Annotated in this window: 17 protein-coding genes; 10 read left to right on the plus strand and 7 right to left on the minus strand. The window is 62.7% G+C overall.

Annotated features, from left to right (window positions below; translation table 11 throughout):
- Positions 1-71 precede the first annotated feature (71 nt).
- The 4 genes from BUA38_RS23625 (at position 72) to BUA38_RS23640 (ending at position 2,887) form a co-directional block, all read left to right on the plus strand.
- On the plus strand, positions 72-1,259 hold the full coding sequence (locus BUA38_RS23625; RefSeq protein ID WP_425304984.1) for a GMC oxidoreductase: 1,188 nt from the start codon (positions 72-74) through the stop codon (positions 1,257-1,259).
- 30 nt (positions 1,260-1,289) lie between these two features.
- On the plus strand, positions 1,290-1,652 hold the full coding sequence (locus BUA38_RS23630) for a c-type cytochrome (protein WP_072821652.1): 363 nt from the start codon (positions 1,290-1,292) through the stop codon (positions 1,650-1,652).
- 62 nt (positions 1,653-1,714) lie between these two features.
- Positions 1,715-2,428, plus strand: a complete 714-nt coding sequence (locus BUA38_RS23635) for a hypothetical protein (protein WP_244553029.1) — start codon at positions 1,715-1,717, stop codon at positions 2,426-2,428.
- An 18-nt stretch (positions 2,429-2,446) separates the two neighbouring features.
- Complete coding sequence (locus BUA38_RS23640) at positions 2,447-2,887, plus strand: hypothetical protein (protein ID WP_072821656.1); 441 nt, start codon at positions 2,447-2,449, stop codon at positions 2,885-2,887.
- A gap of 15 nt (positions 2,888-2,902) precedes the next feature.
- On the opposite strand, the gene BUA38_RS23645 is transcribed toward BUA38_RS23640, so the two are convergent.
- From BUA38_RS23645 to BUA38_RS23655, 3 genes are all read right to left on the minus strand, one after another.
- Positions 2,903-4,603 carry an alpha-amylase family protein gene (locus BUA38_RS23645; RefSeq protein ID WP_072821658.1) on the minus strand — a complete coding sequence of 567 codons (1,701 nt, stop codon included), beginning with the start codon at positions 4,601-4,603 and terminating at the stop codon, positions 2,903-2,905.
- A gap of 68 nt (positions 4,604-4,671) precedes the next feature.
- Positions 4,672-4,911, minus strand: coding sequence for a hypothetical protein (locus BUA38_RS23650; RefSeq protein ID WP_156898677.1), 240 nt, complete (start codon positions 4,909-4,911; stop codon positions 4,672-4,674).
- A complete protein-coding gene (locus tag BUA38_RS23655) occupies positions 4,908-5,132 on the minus strand; it encodes a hypothetical protein (protein ID WP_156898678.1) in 225 nt (74 codons plus the stop codon). The genes BUA38_RS23650 and BUA38_RS23655 overlap by 4 nt, the downstream gene beginning before the upstream one ends.
- A 251-nt stretch (positions 5,133-5,383) precedes the next feature.
- On the opposite strand from BUA38_RS23655, the gene BUA38_RS23660 reads away from it, so the two are divergent.
- On the plus strand, positions 5,384-6,322 hold the full coding sequence (locus BUA38_RS23660) for a L,D-transpeptidase family protein (RefSeq protein WP_072826371.1): 939 nt from the start codon (positions 5,384-5,386) through the stop codon (positions 6,320-6,322).
- 16 nt (positions 6,323-6,338) lie between these two features.
- Here the strand turns inward: BUA38_RS23660 and BUA38_RS23665 are convergent, their stop codons facing one another.
- Positions 6,339-7,832 (minus strand): MmgE/PrpD family protein, encoded by a 1,494-nt coding sequence (locus BUA38_RS23665; protein WP_072821664.1) that lies wholly within the window; start codon positions 7,830-7,832, stop codon positions 6,339-6,341.
- Between the two features lie 195 nt (positions 7,833-8,027).
- Here BUA38_RS23665 and BUA38_RS23670 point away from each other — a divergent pair, with 195 nt between their 5' ends.
- From BUA38_RS23670 to BUA38_RS23685, 4 genes are all read left to right on the plus strand, one after another.
- Positions 8,028-8,462: a MarR family winged helix-turn-helix transcriptional regulator gene (locus BUA38_RS23670; protein WP_072821666.1), complete on the plus strand. Its 435-nt coding sequence runs from the start codon at positions 8,028-8,030 to the stop codon at positions 8,460-8,462.
- Positions 8,463-8,537: 75 nt separating this feature from the next.
- A complete protein-coding gene (locus tag BUA38_RS23675; RefSeq protein WP_072826372.1) occupies positions 8,538-9,047 on the plus strand; it encodes a (2Fe-2S)-binding protein in 510 nt (169 codons plus the stop codon).
- The gene (locus BUA38_RS23680) at positions 9,044-10,030 is read left to right on the plus strand and encodes an FAD binding domain-containing protein (protein ID WP_072821668.1); all 987 of its coding nucleotides are present in this window, start codon (positions 9,044-9,046) and stop codon (positions 10,028-10,030) included. The genes BUA38_RS23675 and BUA38_RS23680 overlap by 4 nt, the downstream gene beginning before the upstream one ends.
- Positions 10,027-12,345: a xanthine dehydrogenase family protein molybdopterin-binding subunit gene (locus tag BUA38_RS23685; RefSeq protein ID WP_072821670.1), complete on the plus strand. Its 2,319-nt coding sequence runs from the start codon at positions 10,027-10,029 to the stop codon at positions 12,343-12,345. Before BUA38_RS23680 ends, BUA38_RS23685 begins: the two co-directional genes overlap by 4 nt.
- Positions 12,346-12,407: 62 nt before the next feature.
- Here BUA38_RS23685 and BUA38_RS23690 read toward each other — a convergent pair whose 3' ends face one another.
- On the minus strand, positions 12,408-12,692 hold the full coding sequence (locus BUA38_RS23690; protein WP_156898679.1) for a hypothetical protein: 285 nt from the start codon (positions 12,690-12,692) through the stop codon (positions 12,408-12,410).
- A 57-nt stretch (positions 12,693-12,749) separates the two neighbouring features.
- Positions 12,750-16,079, minus strand: coding sequence for an AMP-binding protein (locus BUA38_RS23695; protein WP_072821674.1), 3,330 nt, complete (start codon positions 16,077-16,079; stop codon positions 12,750-12,752).
- Between the two features lie 248 nt (positions 16,080-16,327).
- On the opposite strand from BUA38_RS23695, the gene BUA38_RS23700 reads away from it, so the two are divergent.
- The gene (locus BUA38_RS23700) at positions 16,328-18,118 is read left to right on the plus strand and encodes an adenylate/guanylate cyclase domain-containing protein (RefSeq protein WP_072826373.1); all 1,791 of its coding nucleotides are present in this window, start codon (positions 16,328-16,330) and stop codon (positions 18,116-18,118) included.
- Between the two features lie 118 nt (positions 18,119-18,236).
- On the opposite strand, the gene BUA38_RS23705 is transcribed toward BUA38_RS23700, so the two are convergent.
- Positions 18,237-19,046, minus strand: coding sequence for a class I SAM-dependent methyltransferase (locus BUA38_RS23705; RefSeq protein ID WP_072821676.1), 810 nt, complete (start codon positions 19,044-19,046; stop codon positions 18,237-18,239).
- Positions 19,047-19,165 lie beyond the last annotated feature (119 nt).

Here is a 19,165-nt window from a genome sequence, read left to right on the forward strand (position 1 = left end):
AGATCGTCGGCGGCAACATGTTCGAAGGGCCGCGGCAAAACGAATATCCGAACAAGCCTCTCACCCAGACCATGGCCGGCTCGATCATGGAGAAAGCCTGCAAGGATCTCGGCTACAGCACCTTCTCGGGTCCCTCGGCGAATTCGAGCGAGGTCTACACCAACCCGGAAGGACTGACGTTGGGAGCCTGCGAGTTCTGCGGCCATTGCGAGCGCTTCGGCTGCGAGGCCAACGCCAAAGCCTCGCCCAACGTCTGCATCCTGCCGAATCTCTTTAGCGAGCCGAAGTTCGAGCTGCGCAACTACGCTTATGTGAAAGAACTGGTCTACGACAGGCAGGCGAAGAAGGTGAAAGCCGTGCGCTACGTCGATACGCGCACCGGCGAGGAGTACGAACAGCCGGCCGGCCTCGTCGTGCTCGGCGCGTATGTGTTCAACAACAACCTGTTGATGATGACGGCGGGGATCGGCGAGCAATATGATCCCGCGACCGGCAAGGGCGCGCTGGGGCGCAACTATTGCTACCAGCTCTCCGGCAACACCGTCACCGTGTTCTTCGAGGACAAGGTGATCAACCCGTTCATGGCGTCCGGCGCGCACACCACGAATATCGACGACTTCAACGGCGACAATTTCGACCACGGCGGTCTCGGTTTCTTCGGTGGCGCGATCATCGCCGCCGGCACCACCAACGGCCGTCCGATCCAGACGCGGCCGGTGCCTTCAGGCACGCCGCGCTGGGGCCGCGAATGGAAGCAGGCCACCGCGAAGTGGTACAACCACGCCTTCAACATCGGCGCGTCCGGGTGCAGCTACGCCCACCGCGAGAATTTCCTCGACCTCGATCCGACCTACAAGGACGTGCTCGGCCGGCCGCTGGTGCGAATGACCTACAACTTCCGCGAAAACGACCACAAGCTCGTGGAATATATCGGCGCCCAGATGGAGCGGATCGGGCGCGCGATGAATCCGACCAAGATCGGTCCGGCATCGGTGCGGCGGGGCAATTACAGCGTCGTGCCGTACCAGTCGACGCACAACACCGGCGGCACCATCACGGGCTCCGATCCGAAGACCAGCGTCGTGAACCGGTACTTGCAGGCGTGGCAGGCCGACAATCTCTTTGTCATGGGCGCCTCGGTGTTCCCGCAAAACGCCTCCTACAACCCGACAGGTTTGGTCGGCGCGCTGGCCTACTGGTCGGCGGAGGCGATCACCAAGCGCTACATCAAGAACCCCGGTCCGCTGGTGCCGGTGTGATTTCGAATTCTGTTCGTGCGAAGGATTTCCATGCGACGTGTTTTGCTTGCTCTCGGTGCCGCGATATCGGCGGCATCACTCACACCTGCGCTTTCCGCCGACGCCGAGCACGGCAAGGCGCTCTATGCCGCCTGCGCGACGTGCCATCAGGACAAGCCCGATGCGCTCGGGCCAAGCCTCAAAGGCGTATTCGGCCGCAAGTCCGCCGCGCTCGACGACTTCCGCTATTCCAACCCGATGAAGCGGGCCAATCTCGTCTGGGACGAAGCCAATTTGCGGGATTACATCGCCGATCCGCAAGCCAAGGTGAGGGGCAACCGGATGCCCTTCGACGGCCTGCACGATCCTAGGGACGTCGATGACATCGTCGAATATATCAAGACGTATAAATAGCGCGCGTCTTCTTCGACGTTTGAACCGACACCCCCTGACAGGCGACTAGTAATGAATTCGCCATGTCAGACGGATTTCGGATGCGCGCGCCCGGCATTGGTCTGCTGTTTCTCGCAACGCTGCTGTCTGCGGTGCCGGCATCGGCTTATGACGCCGAGGATCCGAAGAACTGCAACGGTGTCGGCTGGGACAACAAGTCGCCCTGGGTGATCGCGAAGGTGACGGCGAAGCCGCGCGTCAATTTCATCAAGAGCCCGTACGACGACGACTTCAAGGCGGAAAGCTGCCCGGCGCTGACCGATGCCTGCCGCCGCAACGCCTATCTCGTCACCGATGATCTTGTGTTCGTCGGCGCGACGCAGGGCGCGTTCACCTGCATCAATTACCAGTCGCCGCTGGCGAAGAAGCAGATCGGGGCGACCGGCTGGCTGCCGAGCGCGGCGCTGACGCCGGTGGCGCGGATGTCGCCGACCAGGGCGTCCGACTGGATCGGCAAATGGTTTCATCCCGGCGGCCCGATCGAGATCACCCAAGGCGCGGGCGGCAAATTGCATGTCGAGGGCGGCATCACCGTTCCGACCGCGCGCGATTTTCATACCGGCGAGTTCGCGGGCGATGTCGTGCCGAAAGACGACATGCTCGATTTCGCCGACGGTGATGACGGAGGCTGCCACGTACAGATGCAGCGCATCGGGGCCTGGCTCATGGTCGGCGACAACGGCGGCTGCGGCGGCGCCGGCGTGACGTTCCAGGGACTCTATCGCCGCACCAAATAGCTCGCCATCGAGGCTGCCATGGAGTTCCTGATCTCCGCGATCGTTCTGATTGGAAAAATCCTGATCGGTCTGGTCGTCCTGATCGTTATCCTGGTCGGCGGCTGGCTGGCCTGGGCCGCCATCGTCAGGGCCCGCATCACACACGAGCCGGTCGAATATTATCGCGGCTGGGACGGCTACTGGCACCCGATCAGCCTCGCCCACAAGATCAGCAAGGAGGAGGCCGACGCGTGTCATGCGGAAGGCAGCGTCTATCTGATCGGCTACTATCGCGACCGAAAGCTGACGCGGGTCACCAAGATGCTCAAGGGCGCGGTGTTCTTCGACTTCGAATACAGCTATCACCCCAATGGCAGGTGCGCGAGCGTCAAGACCACGAACGCGAATGGCGTGGTGAAAGTCCGGTACTATGATCGGCGCGGCCGCGGCCTCCCTGAAAATCCGCGCGGCTTCTGGTGATGCGCCGACCAGACCTCAGGCCGGGTGCCCGGCTTTTCCCGTCGCGTTGGTGTCGATGTCGGCCCGCTTCAGGAGATAGTCCAGTCCGCCGACGCGATACCAGCGATAGCCGTAGCCTTCCAGCAGCAGTCTATGATGGCCGCCATCATTGCTGCGGCTGTGGTCCTCGCTGAGCAGATTGACAAGCAATTTTCCGGCTTCACCGGGAAGGCCGACCCGGAACGAGATTTCGCGGGGTTGCTCATTCAGATTATGAACGAACAACACCGAGTTGTTTCGCCAGTCGTAACGAACGATCAGAATCGCCGGATCGCGCGTCGTGATGACCTTGAAGTCGCCCCATCCAACCTCGGGGACTTCCTTGCGCATGCGGATGATGCGCTCGGTCCAGTTCAGCATCGAGTTGGCGTCGCGGCGTTGCTTGGCTGCGTTGACGTGTTCGTAGCCGTAGGGTCCCTCGTCGATCACGGGCAGGTTCGGCTTGCCGCCCTTGGTGAAGCCGCCCTGCGGCTCGGTCGACCACTGCATGGGGGTGCGCGCGCAATTGCGCTCGGGCAGGCTCAGATCGTCGCCCATCGCGATCTCGTCGCCGTAGCGGATCACCGGCGTGCCGGGCAGCGTGAACATCAGGCTGTAAGCGAGTTCAAGGCGGCGGCGGTCTCCGCCCAGCATCGGCGCCAAGCGCCGGCGGATGCCGCGGTCGTAGAGCTGCATGTCCTTGTCGGGTCCGAATGCGTCGAAAACCGCCTTCTGCTGCGGCTTCGTTAGTCGGCCGAGATCGAGCTCGTCATGGTTGCGCAGGAAGAGGCCCCATTGCGCCGAGGCGGGCCGTGGCCTGGTCGCCGCAAGCGCCTTCGCCAGCGGGCGGACGTCGGCCGCTGCAAGCGCATAGAAGAGATGCTGGTTGACCTGAAAATTGAACATCATGTGCATGCGACCGCCGTCGCGGCCAAAATATTCCATGTCGGTCTTGGGCAGCACATTGGCTTCGGCGAGGATGATGGCGTCGCCTTCGCGCCATTGCAGGAATTCGCGAAAGGCGCGCAACATGTCGTATTGCTCGACCGACTTCTTCACCTTCGCCCCCTTGGTTGCGATCACGAAGGGCACCGCATCCATGCGGAAGCCGGAGACGCCGAGCTGAATCCAGAAGCCCATGATCTTGAGGATTTCCGCCTGCACCATCGGGTTCGACGTGTTGAGGTCGGGCTGGAAATCGTAGAAGCGGTGGAAGTACCAGGCGCCGGCTTCCTTGTCGTGCGTCCATGTCGATTTCTGAACACCGGGAAACACCATGCCCTTGCTGGCATTGGCGGGCTTTCGATCGGCCCAGACATACCAGTCGCGGTAGGGCGAATCCTTTGCGCTCCGTGCCGACTTGAACCAGGCATGTTCGTTCGAGGTGTGATTGACGACGAGGTCGATGATCAGGCGGATGCCGCGCTGCTTGCAGCCGTGGGTAAACTCGACAAAGTCGCCAAGCGTGCCATAGCGGGAATCGACGCCGTAATAATCGGAGATGTCGTAGCCGTCATCCTTGCAGGGAGAAGGCTGGAAGGGCATCAGCCAGATCGTGGTGATGCCAAGGCCTTGCAGGTAGTCGAGGCGGCGCAACAATCCCTTGAAGTCACCGATCCCGTCGCCGTTGGCGTCCATGTAGGAGCCGACCGAGAGGCAATAGATGATGCTGTTCTTGTACCAGAGGTCGTCGATCATCTGAAATCACTGCATGCGGATTGATGTGCAGCGATAAGCCAGAGGGACGGCTTCCGTTCCGCGGGGGCTCAATCGTCGTCAAGGTCCGTCAGCTGTCCCTGGCAGTCCACGACCCTGCCGTCCTGCATGATCGGCACGTAGATGCACGAGCGCCCTTTGGCGTCGATCAGCTTGATGGCCTGCGGCATCGTATCGGGATATTCGCCGCCATGATCCATGGTTTCAAAGCGAAGGCTCTTGCCGTCCAGTCTCGGATCTTGCGGCCTGCGCTCGGGCGCCAAAGGAGCGAACCGGCGAGTCAGTCTCATGGCAGGCGAGCTTGCTGCAATTGAGGGGTCGGCCAGCGGGACAGTCTGAGATCGGTTCGAAGCTCCAGACCTTCTCCGCTCACGCTTCGCGCCGTCCGGACTGTGGGATTGCTGGCGGCTTTCACGGCTCGGCTTTCGATATAGAGCTGCGCCGCGATCAGCATCCCCGCCGCAAAGACAAGGGTGGCCATGGCGCTGGCCAGTTGGGACATCTCGTTCATGTACTCAGCCTCTTTACGCTAGCCCTTCTCGTTTCGGCCCAACTCGGAGCCGCAAGCGATGTTCCGCGAAATTGCCGAATCTTCCCGGTGAGAGGCACCGCTGCGACGGCCTGTCGCGGTCGAGCCCTTAAGCTTCAGGTCCGAGGAACGCGTAGGCGCCGCGCTTGTTTCACCTTTGCGGGCAGCGGTTGGAGGCAACGGATGTGGCCGGGAAAACGAAGCAAATCTACGTAGCGTTGACGGTCGCCGTGATGACGACTGCTGCGTTTGGCGCCGAGATGGGGCCGGAGGCGATTAACAGCGCTGCGCCGGCTGGCAAGACCATTCCGAACGACAAGCCAACTCCGTTCGTGGTCAGGCTCGAGGTTCTGCTGGACCGCGCACATTTCTCGCCGGGAGAGATCGACGGCAAATTCGGACAGAACGCAAGGAAGGCTCTCCGCGCCTACGCAGAGGCTCAACGACTACCGAGTTCTGACGCCGTGACCGAGGATGTCTGGAAACGGCTTCAGGCCGACGATCGGCAGACGACCGTGAACTACACGCTCACCGAAAAAGATGTCGCCGGTCCCTTCCTTCGCAGGCTGCCGTCGAAAATGGAGGCGATGAAGGACATTCCGCACCTGAGTTTTGCGAGCGCGCGGGAAGGGCTGGCGGAAAAGTTTCACATGAGCGAGCAGTTGCTTTCGATGCTCAATCCCAGGCAGCATTTCGATCGCGTGGGCGATACTATCGTCGTCGTCGACACAACTCGCGACTCGGCTTCGCTGAAGGCGGAGCGGGTGGAAGTCAACAAAAGCGGGCAAACCGTGAAGCTTTTCGACAAGTCGAACGCGCTGATCGGATTTTTCCCGGCGACCGTCGGCAGCGAAGAGAAGCCGTCCCCGACCGGCACCTTGAGGGTGACCGAAATCGATCGTAACCCCACCTACCGCTATAATCCCGATTATCATTTCAAGGGCGTGCATACCCGCAAACCCTTCACCATCAAGCCAGGTCCCAACAACCCTGTCGGCACGGTCTGGATCAACCTCTCTGCTGATGGCTATGGCATCCATGGCACGCCGTCACCGGGTGATGTCTCCAAGGCAGAATCTCACGGCTGTGTGCGTCTGACGAACTGGGACGCCGAAACGGTTGCAGACAGCGTCGCGAAAGGCACGAGAGTGACGTTTGTCGACGAGCCATGATGATGCGGCTTTCGGCCTACGCGACAGCCAGGTTGCCGAGCAGTGCGCCAATGTCGCTCGCCTGATCGATCGCCCAGAGCGATTTCAAATTTGCTTCGGTCTGCGCCTTTGGCCAATGCGCGCCGACATTGCCGCGGAATTTCCGCTCGACGTCGGCCCTTGTCATCGGTCTGGCCGCAAAGCCCGGCGCGTGATCGACCTCGCGCGTGATCGTCTTACCGCTGGCCAGGGTCGCGGTGATGCGCGTCGGCACCGCGCCGCCGGTGCGTGCCGTCAGTGCAGGGTCCTCGGTAACTTTGATCTTCTGCATGAAGGCGAGAATTTTTGGATCGCGGAATTTGGCTTCCGCAAAACTTTCGGGCGTGATGTCGCCGTCGAGCATGGCGCGTGCGATCATGTAGGGCAGGCTGTGGTCGGCGGTTTCCCGCGTCTTGGGGTCCCATTTCTCCGGCTCGCTGCCGGTTCTCTGATAACCGCTGCGCGTGGTCGCGACGTCGATTCCCGTGATCTGGTCGAGTGCGCCGATTTCCTTGGCGGCTTCGATCGCCGCGACGATCGCCGTCTGGGTGTAGATCACGGCCGGATAGGGTTTCAGGATGCAGTCGTTCATCCGGAACGGCTTGTCGCGTCCGCCGAAGCTTGCGACGTCGATGTCGGCTGCGCCAGTCACCTGCTGGAACAGGCCGGCCTTGCCTTCGAAGATCGGCGCGGGGCCGGTCAGGCCGGCGCGCGCCAGCCTGGTTGCGAACACGGCATTGCGGCCGGCTTCAGCCACCGCGACGCCTTTCCACTCCGAGAGGTCGCCGGCGCGCGTCAGTCCGAGCGGAATGTGATCGTTGATGGCAAGCCCGACGGCGTGTGTCAGTTGTTCGCCCGTGAGCTTCATCAGCCGCCCGGTCGCGAGCGCCACGGCGGGCAGGCCAAAAATCGGCGGGTCCCAGCCGCGCGCGGAGATGTCGAACGCATCGGTGAGCCGGCAATTCACCTCATAGCCGATGACGATCACCGTGATCAGCTCCTGCGCGCTGGCGTGTTCGACTTCCGCGACCGCAAGGCACGGCGCGATGTTGTCGCTCGGATGTACCGCAAAAGTCTTGCCGGCATAGGTATCGTTGAAGTCGAGATAGCGGATGGCGGCGCCATTGGCAAAGGCCGCAAGCTCGGCCGTGGTACGGCTGGCGGTGCCGATGACGGTGGAAGGTCCGGAGACCGGCAGCGCGATCTCGCGGCAGATGCGCACGGCGCCCTCGTTCAGCGCGGCGATGCCGCAGCCCAGTGAATCGATCAGGTGAATCCTGACCCGCTCGATCGTCGCAGAATCGAGGTCCTCGTAGCGCAGGCCAAGCGCATAGTCGGCGAGCCGCCGGGCGAGGGGAGGCGCGCCATTTGCTGCCGGAATAGTGGCGGCTTCCGCGTGTTGCGACGCGAGGATCGCCGGCATCGTCACGGCGAACGGAAGCGCGGTCGCGCCGGCGCCAAGATGCAGGACTCTGCGGCGGGTCAGCTTCATGTGTTCCTCCCCCGAAAGATGTGACGAACCTTGTTTTGCGGCCGATTGAAACACGCTCGCGGAGGCAAGCCAACCTGGCGGTCGGATTCTAGCATTCGCATCCCATGCGCAGCCGCGACTTTTACGAATGTCAAATCCGCTCCACCGAGCGGCCGCTCTGCTGGAATCGTTCCGCCGAACATGCTTTGCTGTCGCATGACCGAGCCGACCCAAGAGCAAGTCGACCAGCTGACGCGCGCTTTCGAGCTGTTCACGCGCCGCTTCAAGGTGGCGGAGGCGGCGGCCGCGGCCGACAATGCGCTCAACGCGCTGGACGCCCAGACGCTGGTGTTCATCGGCGACAATCCCGGTTGCGGCATCGGCGATGTCGCGCGTTATCTCAACGTTGCGATGACGACGATGTCATCCGCCATCGACCGGCTGGTGCGGAAAGATCTGGTCGAGCGCGGGCGGCCCGAGGAAGATCGCCGTTCGGCGGCGCTGACCGCAACCGGCGCGGGACGGCAGGCGATCGAGGATCACATCGCGGCCTATCGCGAAGCCTGCCGCATGATGCTGCGTTCGCTCGATCCAAAGGAACAACGCGAACTGATCCGGCTGACGGAAAAGATCTCCAGATCGGGGTCTTGAATACTACGAAGTTCGTACTATCCTGAAAGTCCTCCCCGGCTCGCTATCCAAGCGGCCTTGCGAATGGAGGTGCCGATGGCGATCGTCATCAATGGGACAGAATATCCATGCCCTGACGATGTCAGGGTTTCGCTGCTCGATCTCCTGCGCGAGCGGATCGGACTGACCGGTACCAAGCTCGGCTGCAATCAGGGCGGTTGCGGTGCATGCACCGTCATCGTCGATGGCGCGCGGGTGCTGTCGTGCCTGACGCTCGCGGTGCAGGCTGACGGGCGCGAGGTGCAAACCATCGAGGGCATGGCCGCCGCGGACGGCGGGCTTCATCCGCTTCAGGAAGCTTTCATCGAGCATGAGGGATTTCAGTGCGGCTACTGCACGCCGGGCCAGATCTGCTCGGCGATTGCCATGGTCGCGGAATTTCGCCGCGGCGACCCCAGCTACGTGACGTCCGATCTCGCGAGCGGGCCTGACGGCGTGACGCGCCAGGAAATCCGCGAACGCATGAGCGGCAACCTGTGCCGGTGCGGTGCGCATAACGGGATTGTTGAAGCGATCGAAGAGATGCTGGCGGGAGGCGTGGCATGAGGCCGTTCGAGTATCGGCGCGCCGCCGAACCCGCTGAAGCCCTTTCCATCACAGGCGCCGAGCCGGCACGCTATCTCGGCGGCGGCACCAATCTGGTCGACCTGATGCGGCAGAACATCGAGGCGCCGGCTGCGCTGATCGACGTATCGCGTTTGCCGGGCACGATCGAAGATACACCGAATGGCGGCCTGATGATCAGCGCGGCGGTTCGCAACAGCGAGCTTGCGGCGCATCCGGCCGTGCGCACGCGGTTTCCGATGCTGTCGCGCGCGGTTCTGGCGGGCGCATCCGCACAGATCCGCAACATGGCAACCGTCGGCGGCAACATCCTGCAGCGAACACGCTGCCCTTATTTCTACGACGCGTCAGGCGCGCGCTGTAACAAGCGCGAGCCAGGCACCGGCTGCGACGCCATCGAGGGCTTCAACCGCTACCATGCGATTTTCGGCGCGTCCGAGCATTGTATCGCGACGCATCCATCCGACATGTGCGTGGCGCTTGCCGCGCTCGGCGCGACGGTGCATCTCGCCGGTTCGGCCGGCGCGCGCAGCGTGCCGCTGCTCGATTTCCACCGGCTGCCGGGCGACCATCCGGAAATCGAGACGGTGTTGCGGCCGGGCGAACTGATCACGGCGATCGAACTCACTGCCAGCTCCGCGGCCGCCAATTCAGTCTACCGGAAAGTCCGCGACCGTTCGAGTTACGCGTTTGCGCTGGTCTCGGTCGCCGCGGGGGTCGAAGTCGCCGGCGGGAAAATCGAGGACGTGCGGATTGCGCTCGGCGGTGTCGCGCCAAAGCCGTGGCGCGCCACCAAGGCCGAGGAATTGTTGCGCGGGCAGGCGCCTGCGAAAGCGCGCTTCCTTGCCGCGGCCGACGCCGAACTTGCCGCGGCCAAAACTTTCGAGGGCAACGCCTTCAAGGTCGAACTCGTCAGACGAACCATCGCCGCCGTGCTCGGCGAACTCACGGGAGTGGACGCATGAGCAAGCTGCAAAACGCCATCGTCGGCGGGGTTCGCTCCGCCATCAGCTATGTGCCCACGAGCTGGTTGCCGGGCGCGACGCCGGACCCGCTGATCGACAAACGCGTGAGCCTCGGCACGCAGCAATCGCGGGTCGATGGTTCCGACAAGGTGCGCGGTGCGGCGCGCTTTGCGGCCGAAGTGAAGATGGACCGGCTGCTCTACGCGGCTTGCGTCCATTCGACGATTGCGCGCGGCCGTATCACGGAGCTTGACGTTGCCGCCGCCGAGACCGCGGCTGGCGTCGCGCTGGTCATGACCCATCGCAACGCGCCGAAGATGGCGATGCCGCCGCCGATCGGTCTCACCAATCTCAAGGCCGCGGGCAGCAACATCGTGCCGGTCATGCAGGATCCTGACGTCCGCTGGAACGGTCAGGTGGTTGCGGTCGTGCTCGCCGAGACGCAAGAGCAGGCCGACCATGCCGCCTCGCTGATCAAGGTGCGTTACGAGGCGGCGCCGGCGCGCACGCGGTTCGAGGAAGCCAAGGCCAGCGCGCACACGCCCGAGTCGCTTCTGATCGAACGAAACCGGCTCAAACGAGGAGATAGCGAAGCGGCCTTCGAGGCTGCTTCACACAAGGTCGATGCGACCTACCGCACGCCCTGGCACAACCATAATCCGATCGAGCCGAATGCGACGACGATTGCCTGGGAAGGCGACCGCCTGATCGTGCATGATGCGACGCAGATGCTGTACGGCACCGCCGGTTCGCTCGCCAAGGTGTTCGGCATCAAGGAAACGCAGGTCTTCGTCAGTTCGCCCTTTGTCGGCGGCGGTTTTGGCGGCAAGGCGTTCTGGGATCACCAGATCCTGGGCGCGGCCGCGGCGAAACTGGCCGGGCGTCCGGTGCGGATCGCGCTGTCGCGCGCCAGCATGCACCGCCTGATCGGCGGCCGGTCGCAGACCGAGCAGCGCGTCGCGCTCGCGGCTGACGGAGGCGGAAAACTCAAGGCGCTGCTGCATCACGGCTTCTCGGTGAAGCCGTCGTCCAGCGTCTGCGACGAGGCCTTCACGCTGACCAGCCGCTCGCTCTATGCCAGCGAAAGCTACGATATCGTCCAGCACACGGTCGACCTCGACGTGCTGGCCAACACCTTCATGCGCGCGCCCGGCGAGGCTCCCGGCACCTTTGCGGTCGAGAGCGCGATGGACGAACTGGCGCATGCGCTTCAGATCGACCCGATCGAGCTGCGGCGGCGAAACATCGCCGACAAGGATCCGCTGACCGGCGCGCCGCATTCCCAGAGCGACCTGATGCTGGCCTATGATCTCGGCGCCAAACGTTTCGGCTGGGAGCGCCGCGCGGCCAAGCCGCGGGCGCGCCGCGACGGCGAATGGCTCATCGGCATGGGCTGCGCCAGCGGCTCCTTTCCTTATATGCGGCTGCCCGGCACGTCGGTGCGGATCACGATCGACGGCAACGGACAGGCGATGGTTTCAAGCGCCGCGCACGAGATGGGCATGGGCACAGTGACCGTGCAACGGCAGATCGCGGCCGATCGTCTTGGTCTGCCGCTGGAAAGTGTCACGGTGCGGATCGGCGATACCAGTCTGCCCTTCGGCGCCATGGCGGGCGGTTCGTCGCAGACGGCTTCGCTCGGTGCTGCGACCACCGCGGCGAGCGTCAAACTCGCCGGCGACCTGCTGCGTCTTGCCGGCAACGACACGCCGCTCGCGGGCTTGAGGCCAAGCGAGATCGAATTCGCCGACTCTGGCTTGCGCAAGATCGGCGATCCTTCGCGGCACGAAAGCTTCGTGTCAATTCTTGGCCGCGCGGCGCGCAGCGAGGTCAGCGCGACCGGCGAGAGCAGCGCGCCGCTGGAGCTCTTGAAATTCTCGATGCATTCGCGCTCGGCGGTGTTTTGCGAGCTTCGTGTCAGCGACGTGACCGGTGAAATCCGCATCGACCGTCTGGTCGGCGCGTTCGACTGCGGCCGCATCCTCAATCCCAAGACCGCGGCGAGCCAGTTTCGCGGCGGCATGATCATGGGCATCGGCATGGCGCTGACCGAGGAAACCGTGTTCGACGAGCGCAAGGGGCGGATCATGAGCGCCTCGATCGCGGACTATCATGTGCCGGTGCATCTCGACGTGCCCGATATCGAGGTGCTGTGGACCGACATTCCCGATCCCCGCACGCCGATGGGCGCGCGCGGCATCGGCGAGATCGGCATTACTGGCGTTGCGGCTGCGATCGCCAATGCCGCCTTCAACGCCACCGGAAAACGTGTTCGCGATCTGCCGCTGACGCCGGACAAGTTTTTGTCGGTCTGATCGCATCGCGCGAGCGAAGGGCGACGAAGATCAAGCCGTGCACCGGGGTTACTCCGGTGTGATCAGCGCTTCGCTTTTTTCGCCGACTTTTTTGCGCTCTTCTTCTGCATGATGACGAGCGCCTTTTCGATGCCCTTGAGCGACCTATCGGCGTCCCTGATCAAGGCTTGATAGTCGGCCTTTTTCTTCTTGTAATTTTTCAAAAGAGCCTTCTTTTGCGCAGGTGTCAGCTTATCGAAGTCGATCAAGTTCACCGTGAAACCGCACATCGCTCCGCTCCCTGAAATAGATTTGAGCCAACAAACTTGTCCAACGCTGAATAGCTTAGGTTCGATAGTATCAATCAAGCTGCATTATCGCCGGATTGTCAAACATTTTGGGCCGGAGCGACCGGACGCATATCCTCAGATCTCGGCCAGTCGGCCAAGCTGCCAATGCGGCTTGGCGACCGCCTTTGCCAGGAATTTTCTGTAATCCTTGACCCAGTCCAGCGTGGCCTTGGTTTTGAGCAGCTCGTCCTTGTGCTCGCACAGGCCGGTAATCCCCGGCGAGGTCTCTCTCAATGTCATCGAAAGCCAGGCGCGGTCGATCGGCATCACGGTTCGGCCCTCCTGATGAATGAACCGTCGGACGGTTATGTTCGAGAGCTTGAGCGGCCGGCGAAAGCCAACCTGGAGAACGAAGTAGATTTGAACAAGCGAGGAAGGAGAAAGGCCGGTTTCTTCCGCCAGCCGGGCCGCAAGGATGTCGAAAGGCAGCTCCTGCTTGTTGTAGGCCTCGGAAACCGCCTGGCGTACGCGACCGAGCGCCTCGCCGAACGTCAAATTCGGATCAATCCGGGTCCGGATCAGCGTTGTGCCGGCAAATGGACCGATAACCCGTTCCCTTCCAAGCTCGGCGCGATTGGCCATCAGGGTCGCCACGCAGATGTCGTCGCGCCCGCTGCGCAACGACAGCAGCGCCTTGAATGCGGTGAGCAAACTCGTGAACAGCGTCACGCCTTGATCGTGGCTCAGGCCCCTCAGTTGCGCGGCAAGAGCGCTCGAAATCTGAAACGGCTGCGCGATCACGCGGGAGACCAGTTCGTCGCCAATGCCGATCGCCGGATCGCCGAACAGCGGTGAGAACCCTTCCAGGTTTCCCTTCCATTGCGCGAGCTGCCGCTTTGCAGCGTTGCTGGTGGACCACTCGCGTTGCCAATCGGCGAAATCGAAAAACTGGAATTTGGCTTCGCCCAGCGCCGCGTCCCGGCCGTCGACCTCGGCGGAATAAAGCTCGGAAAGCTCTTCCATGAAGACCGTCACCGACCAGCCGTCGATGATGATGTCATGGAAAACCAGAAGCAGAACGTGCTCTTCCGCATCGAGCCGGAACAGGGAGGCGCGAAATAGCGGTGCCTGATCGGTGTCGATGCGCTTCAGGGATTTTTGCTCGATTTCGAGCTTCGCCTTCAGCAGCAGAAGCCTTTTTACCCGAGCGCTTTTCTTAAGCGTTCGCAGCGAAAGATCTTTTACCGTCAATCTGGCCTTGACCTCGCCTTCCGGCATGACGAGCGCGACGGGCACTCCCTTCCGCCAGCCAAACGCCGTGCGCAGCGAGGCGTGACGGCGCATGACGCTGGCGAGGCTTCGTTTGAGCGCGGCAACGTCAAGCGGGCCTTGCAGCCGATAGGCGAAAGGGAGGTTGAATTGCGGCAGACCGGGAAGCTTGCGCTCGATCCTCAGCATGCGTTCCTGAACGATCGACAGTGGTTGTATGCCATGTCGCTTGGCGCGCACGCTCCCCTCGGGAAGATCGCCCGATCGCGCCGGCTGGCAGCGAGAGCGTTTTTGCGAGGACTCCACGCGGAGCGCCAGGGCTGCCACCGTCGGCGCCTCGAAGATGTCGTCGAAGGTAAACTCGACGCCAAAATCCTCCTTGATGCGAAGGATCATCTGGGTCATGGCAAGTGAATCGACGCCGAGTGCCAAGACGTCCTGATCGAAGCCGATGTGACCGACGTCCAGGATTTCTGCCCACGCGCTGGCAAGTTTTTGCTCGAGCGTCGAACGGCGCGGCGCGGTTTCGACGGTCTGCCGGTCCTCCGTGGATGACGAAAACGCCGCCTGTAGCTCGCCGCGTTTGATCTTGCCGCCAGCGCCTTTGGGGATCTCCGTGGCAATCCGGATGACGCCCGGGACCTTGAAGCCGGCCAGATGTTCGCGGGCGAAGTCGCGCAGTCCCTGGACATCCGCTTTCGCGCCGGGGCGCAGGACGACCGCAGCGGCGACATCCGAGCCAAGCCGGTCATGGGGTACGGCGAAAACCGCGGCATCGGCCACATCGGGATGACCCAGCAACGCCGCCTCGACCTCGGCGGGGGCGACCTTCTGCGCGCCCTTGTGGATGATTTCCTTCAGCCGGCCGACGATGAAGAGGTAGGCGTCCGTGTCCAGATATCCGATGTCGCCGGTTCGAAACCATCCGTTCTGGAACGATGAGGCTGTTGCGGCCGGGTCGTTGTCGTAGCCGCGGGTGATCGTGGGACCACGCAGCGCCAGCTCGCCCCGTTTGCCGGCCGGCAATTGCCGGCCCTGGCTGTCGAGAATTGCGATTTCTGGTCCGGCGGCCGGCCCGACGGAGCCCGGCTTTCGCCGATGCGGCGGGTTGGCAGCAACCTGCGTGGCGGCCTCTGTCATGCCGAAGGTGTCGACAACCGGAACGCCGAACAAGGCTTCAAGCCCGTTCAGAGTTTGCCGAGCCAGGGACGTGGAAGCCGATCGAACGAGCCGCAATGAAGATCGCTTTGCGGCCTCCCTGTGGGGAGCCGCCACCGCTAATATCGCCTGATGAATCGCAGGCACCGCCGTGTACCAGCTTGGCCGGAATTCGGCGAGCCAGTCGAAAAACCTTGTCGCGTCGAAGCCTGGCGTGCACACCACGCTCGAGCCCGCAACGAGCGCGGCCAGCAGGCCCGAGATCAAGCCGTGTCCATGGTACAGCGGCAGCACGTTCAGTAGCCGATCCCGCGGTCCAAGCGACAGATTGTCGCCCACATTGCCGGCCGACAGGCAGACGCTCGCATGCGTCAGCGGCACGGTCTTCGGCGACGACGTGCTGCCCGAGGTCAAGAGGATGAACGCATCGTCCGTGCCTGAGGCAAATTCGCCGTCACTCGGTCGCGGCGCGGTCTCGCCGGCGATGCGGAACGAACCGGCCCCCTGATTGGTTTGCGGCAATATATCGATGACGGAAATGCCCATTGCCTGCGCAACGCGCCGGCCGGCCGGATTCGCATCGGCGGATGTCAGCAGCGCCTTGAGGCGCAATTCGCCAAGATAGCGGCCGTATTCGTCTTCTGTGAGAGCTTGATTGAGGGGTACACAGACCGAACTGGCGGCAACGGTAACCATGGCGACCGCGGCCTCAGGTCCGCCCGGCAGCACGACCGCGACGCGATCGGTTCGGCCGACACCGAGGTTTCGCAGCGCGCGAACGACGTCGCGGGTTTGTGTCCACAACGCCCCGTGTGTCATCGGGTCGCGGCCGGGAGCCAGAATCGCGGCGCGGTCGGGCGAGGTTTGCCCGTGATCGAAGAGCAGGTCCGCGATAGCGGCATACCTCCCTCCATCTTTAACCAGATCGTCGCGCTTCGATTGTATGGAGATCTCCGACAAATCTGCCCCAATTCGACATTGCCCCGTCGCATTCGGACCCTTCACGTCAATGGTGCCGGTATTTTCCGCAGCGATCATGGAATTCGATTATCCGGGGCGCCGATCGGTCGGTCCAGTCTGATAGCGGCGTCCGATGTGCCCTCTCTGGCGAAAATTTTAGCGGTCGAATTAATCGTCATGAAGCCTCCCACAGCTCCGGGCAATCATATCGTCAGCTTGCCGAACGTCAGGTCAACCTGCGGTGTGACTGATCTGATCAACCTACTTGTGGTTCTTGGCGCTCGATTGGATTTTATCGTACTTTGGGCCGCAGCAGGTTATCCATGATGGTCCAGGAACATTCCGCCCGGCTTGAACGCAGGTTAGTCGCCATATTGGCGGCGGACGTGGCCGGCTATTCCCGGCTCATGCATGCCGAGGAAGAGGCGACGCATACGCGTTTGACCTCGCTTCTGGCGGAAGTGGTCGTCCCGGCGATTGCCGAGCATGGCGGACGGGTCGTAAAAAATACCGGGGACGGGCTGCTTGCGGAGTTCCCAAGCGCTGTCGAAGCGACCCGGGCGGCGTTGCAATTCCAGAATCGGATCGCGGAAGTTTCAGTCAAAGATCCGGAAGATCAGCGAATCCTGATCCGCGTGGGCGTCAATATCGGCGACGTCATTGTCGAACCCCATGACATTTTCGGAGACGACGTCAACGTCACGGCGCGGCTTGAGAGCATCTCCGCGCCGGGCGGCATCTGCCTCTCTGCGGCTGCCTACGATCAGGTCAGCAGCAAGCTGGCTGTCGAATTCGACGACATGGGAGAGCAGTTCTTCAAGAACATCGCTCGCCCAACGCGAGCTTATGCCTGGCCACGATCAGGCGCCGAAGCGGGGACATCATACGGTTTTGCGGTGCGCGGCCCGGTATCCCCGCCGTACCTCTCCATGGTCGTGTTGCCGTTTGCGAATTTCGGTGACGACCCGGAACAGGAATATTTCGCCGACGGGGTGACCGAGAGCCTCACCACGGACCTGTCGCGCATCGACGGATCGTTCGTGATCGCCCGCAACACCGCGTTCACCTTCAAGGGCAAGGCCGTCAATGTGAAGCAGATCGGGCGCGAGCTGAACGTTCGCTACGCGCTCGAGGGATCAGTGCAGCGGGGCAGCAAACGGCTTCGCGTCAATGTACAGTTGATCGACGCGGAAACCGGCAAGCACATTTGGGCTGAGCGCTTCGAAAAGCCGATCGCCGATCTGTACGACATGCAGGACGAGATTGTCGCACGGCTGGCCCAGGCATTGGACGCCCAGCTTATTTTGGCTGAAGCACGACGGGCGGAGCGTTCGAGAAACCCTGACGCCATGGAACTCGTCTTTCAGGGCACCGCCTGTCTCTACAAGGGGCCGACCTCCGAACCGCTAACGCAGGCCAGACGCTTTTTCGAGCGTGCGCTGCAAATTGATTCCCGAAATGTCGGGGCGCTTGTCGGCCTTGCGAACGTCGACGCCACGGCCGGCGCCTACATATTAACGGACGACCGGTCGGCGCTGCTGGCGATGGCCGAAGCGAATGCGATCAGGGCGCTCTCACTGGATCCGGACCGGGCGCTGGCGCACAGGGTTCTCGGTACCATCTACAACATGACGAACCGCAATGTGCAGGCAATAGCGGAATGTGAGCAGGCATTGACGCTGGATCGCAATTTGGCCGATGCCCATGCCGTTATCGGGATGGCTAAATATTACCTGGGTCGCGCCAGCGAAACCGAAGGCCACATACTCGAGGCGTTCCGACTCTCGCCCCGCGATATTTTTGCTCATCGGTGGATGCATTTTCTAGGCATGAGCAAGATACAACTCGGTCTGGACACGGAGGCCGTAGAGTGGTTCCGGCGAAGCATTGAGGCTAATCGTAATTCTCCTTTTACGCACTTTGCGCTGGCCGCAGCTTTGGGCTTGCAAGGCTCACTCGACGAGGCACGTCTGGCCGCCGCGGCGGGGTTCGCGCTCAATCCGGGCTTCACGATCCGCCGCATGCGGGCTTCGCAACCGAGCGACAACAAGGGCTTTCTTGACGGGCGAGAACGCTTTTATGGAGGCCTGTTGCTCGCCGGGGTGCCAGACGCGTGACGGAAAGAAACGTCAAGCGGCTTGCCGCCCTGCCGACCGGCTTGCCGGCATGCGGCATCGCGCCGGTCGCGGAGCGGGCTGCACCACGGAGTTCGTTGTGGTTTTCGCCAGGCGAGGGCTACCGTGAAGCGGTAATGACGAGCGCCCGGATGCGGCCTTCGATGACGCCTTCGCCAAATCGCCGCGCCAAGGCGTCCGCCGCCCGCTGCGTCGCCTCTTCCAGCCGCGAGGCGTCGCGGGTGACAATTTCGTTCTGCAACGGCGTGCCCTGGCAGTAGGCGACCGCGGCATCGCGCGGGGAGGCGGCCTTGCTCGTTCGCGAGACCGTTTCAATCGAAACCGTGCCAAATCCCGCCGCGTTCAAGTGCCGGCGGATCTGCCCGGCATCGTGATAGCCATGTGGAATTCGCGCCATGAAGCGGGGCGGATCGTCAGGAAACAAGACTGCCAGTTCTTCGGTCACGACGTCGGCAAAGTCGTTTTCGGCGATATCGTCCCAGACGTTGAAGAAGAAATGGCCGCGCGGCTTCAGAACGCGCAGCGCCTCCGCGTAGCCATGAACCTTGTCGGGAAAGAACATCGCGCCGAACTGGCAGGCCACGGCATCGAAGCTTTGGTCTGCAAACGGCAGCGCCAGCGCATCGGCCTGCCGCCACTCCACCCGATGATCGCCGAGCCGCGTTTTCGCGTGATCGAGCATCGACTGGTTGAGGTCGGTTGCCACGATGCGCGCGGTCGCTGGGAGTTGCGAGGCGATCGCTCGCGTCAGAACCCCGGTGCCTGCTGCGGTCTCCAGGATGTCTCGCGGCGCGGTCCTGGCCAGCCGGTTGGCGAGATCGAGCGCATAGGGCTCGAAAATGAGCGGGACCATCAGCCGCTCGTAGATTTCGGGAATCGATCCTGCGAATTTCCTGTCGGTCGCCTCCATCGCGCTGCTCCCGTTGCCTGATTCCACCGATCATATTGGCAGGGGTGGGGCGCCGTGAAACGAGCATAACGTCGCGGCGGTGAGGGCTCGGAAGCTGGTGGCGCGGTGGTTGGCTTCGG

Source organism: Bradyrhizobium erythrophlei (assembly GCF_900142985.1).
In the GTDB taxonomy this organism is placed as follows: Bacteria; Pseudomonadota; Alphaproteobacteria; order Rhizobiales; family Xanthobacteraceae; genus Bradyrhizobium; species Bradyrhizobium erythrophlei_B.

Bases quoted from the DNA above. Each gene is read 5' to 3' on its own strand.
- BUA38_RS23625 (WP_425304984.1), top strand. From the start codon at position 72: ATGGCCGGCTCGATCATGGAGAAAGCCTGCAAGGATCTCGGCTACAGC.
- BUA38_RS23630 (WP_072821652.1), top strand. From the start codon at position 1,290: ATGCGACGTGTTTTGCTTGCTCTCGGTGCCGCGATATCGGCGGCATCA.
- BUA38_RS23635 (WP_244553029.1), top strand. From the start codon at position 1,715: ATGTCAGACGGATTTCGGATGCGCGCGCCCGGCATTGGTCTGCTGTTT.
- BUA38_RS23640 (WP_072821656.1), top strand. From the start codon at position 2,447: ATGGAGTTCCTGATCTCCGCGATCGTTCTGATTGGAAAAATCCTGATC.
- BUA38_RS23645 (WP_072821658.1), bottom strand. From the start codon at position 4,603: ATGATCGACGACCTCTGGTACAAGAACAGCATCATCTATTGCCTCTCG.
- BUA38_RS23650 (WP_156898677.1), bottom strand. From the start codon at position 4,911: ATGAGACTGACTCGCCGGTTCGCTCCTTTGGCGCCCGAGCGCAGGCCG.
- BUA38_RS23655 (WP_156898678.1), bottom strand. From the start codon at position 5,132: ATGAACGAGATGTCCCAACTGGCCAGCGCCATGGCCACCCTTGTCTTT.
- BUA38_RS23660 (WP_072826371.1), top strand. From the start codon at position 5,384: ATGACGACTGCTGCGTTTGGCGCCGAGATGGGGCCGGAGGCGATTAAC.
- BUA38_RS23665 (WP_072821664.1), bottom strand. From the start codon at position 7,832: ATGAAGCTGACCCGCCGCAGAGTCCTGCATCTTGGCGCCGGCGCGACC.
- BUA38_RS23670 (WP_072821666.1), top strand. From the start codon at position 8,028: ATGACCGAGCCGACCCAAGAGCAAGTCGACCAGCTGACGCGCGCTTTC.
- BUA38_RS23675 (WP_072826372.1), top strand. From the start codon at position 8,538: ATGGCGATCGTCATCAATGGGACAGAATATCCATGCCCTGACGATGTC.
- BUA38_RS23680 (WP_072821668.1), top strand. From the start codon at position 9,044: ATGAGGCCGTTCGAGTATCGGCGCGCCGCCGAACCCGCTGAAGCCCTT.
- BUA38_RS23685 (WP_072821670.1), top strand. From the start codon at position 10,027: ATGAGCAAGCTGCAAAACGCCATCGTCGGCGGGGTTCGCTCCGCCATC.
- BUA38_RS23695 (WP_072821674.1), bottom strand. From the start codon at position 16,079: ATGATCGCTGCGGAAAATACCGGCACCATTGACGTGAAGGGTCCGAAT.
- BUA38_RS23700 (WP_072826373.1), top strand. From the start codon at position 16,328: ATGGTCCAGGAACATTCCGCCCGGCTTGAACGCAGGTTAGTCGCCATA.
- BUA38_RS23705 (WP_072821676.1), bottom strand. From the start codon at position 19,046: ATGGAGGCGACCGACAGGAAATTCGCAGGATCGATTCCCGAAATCTAC.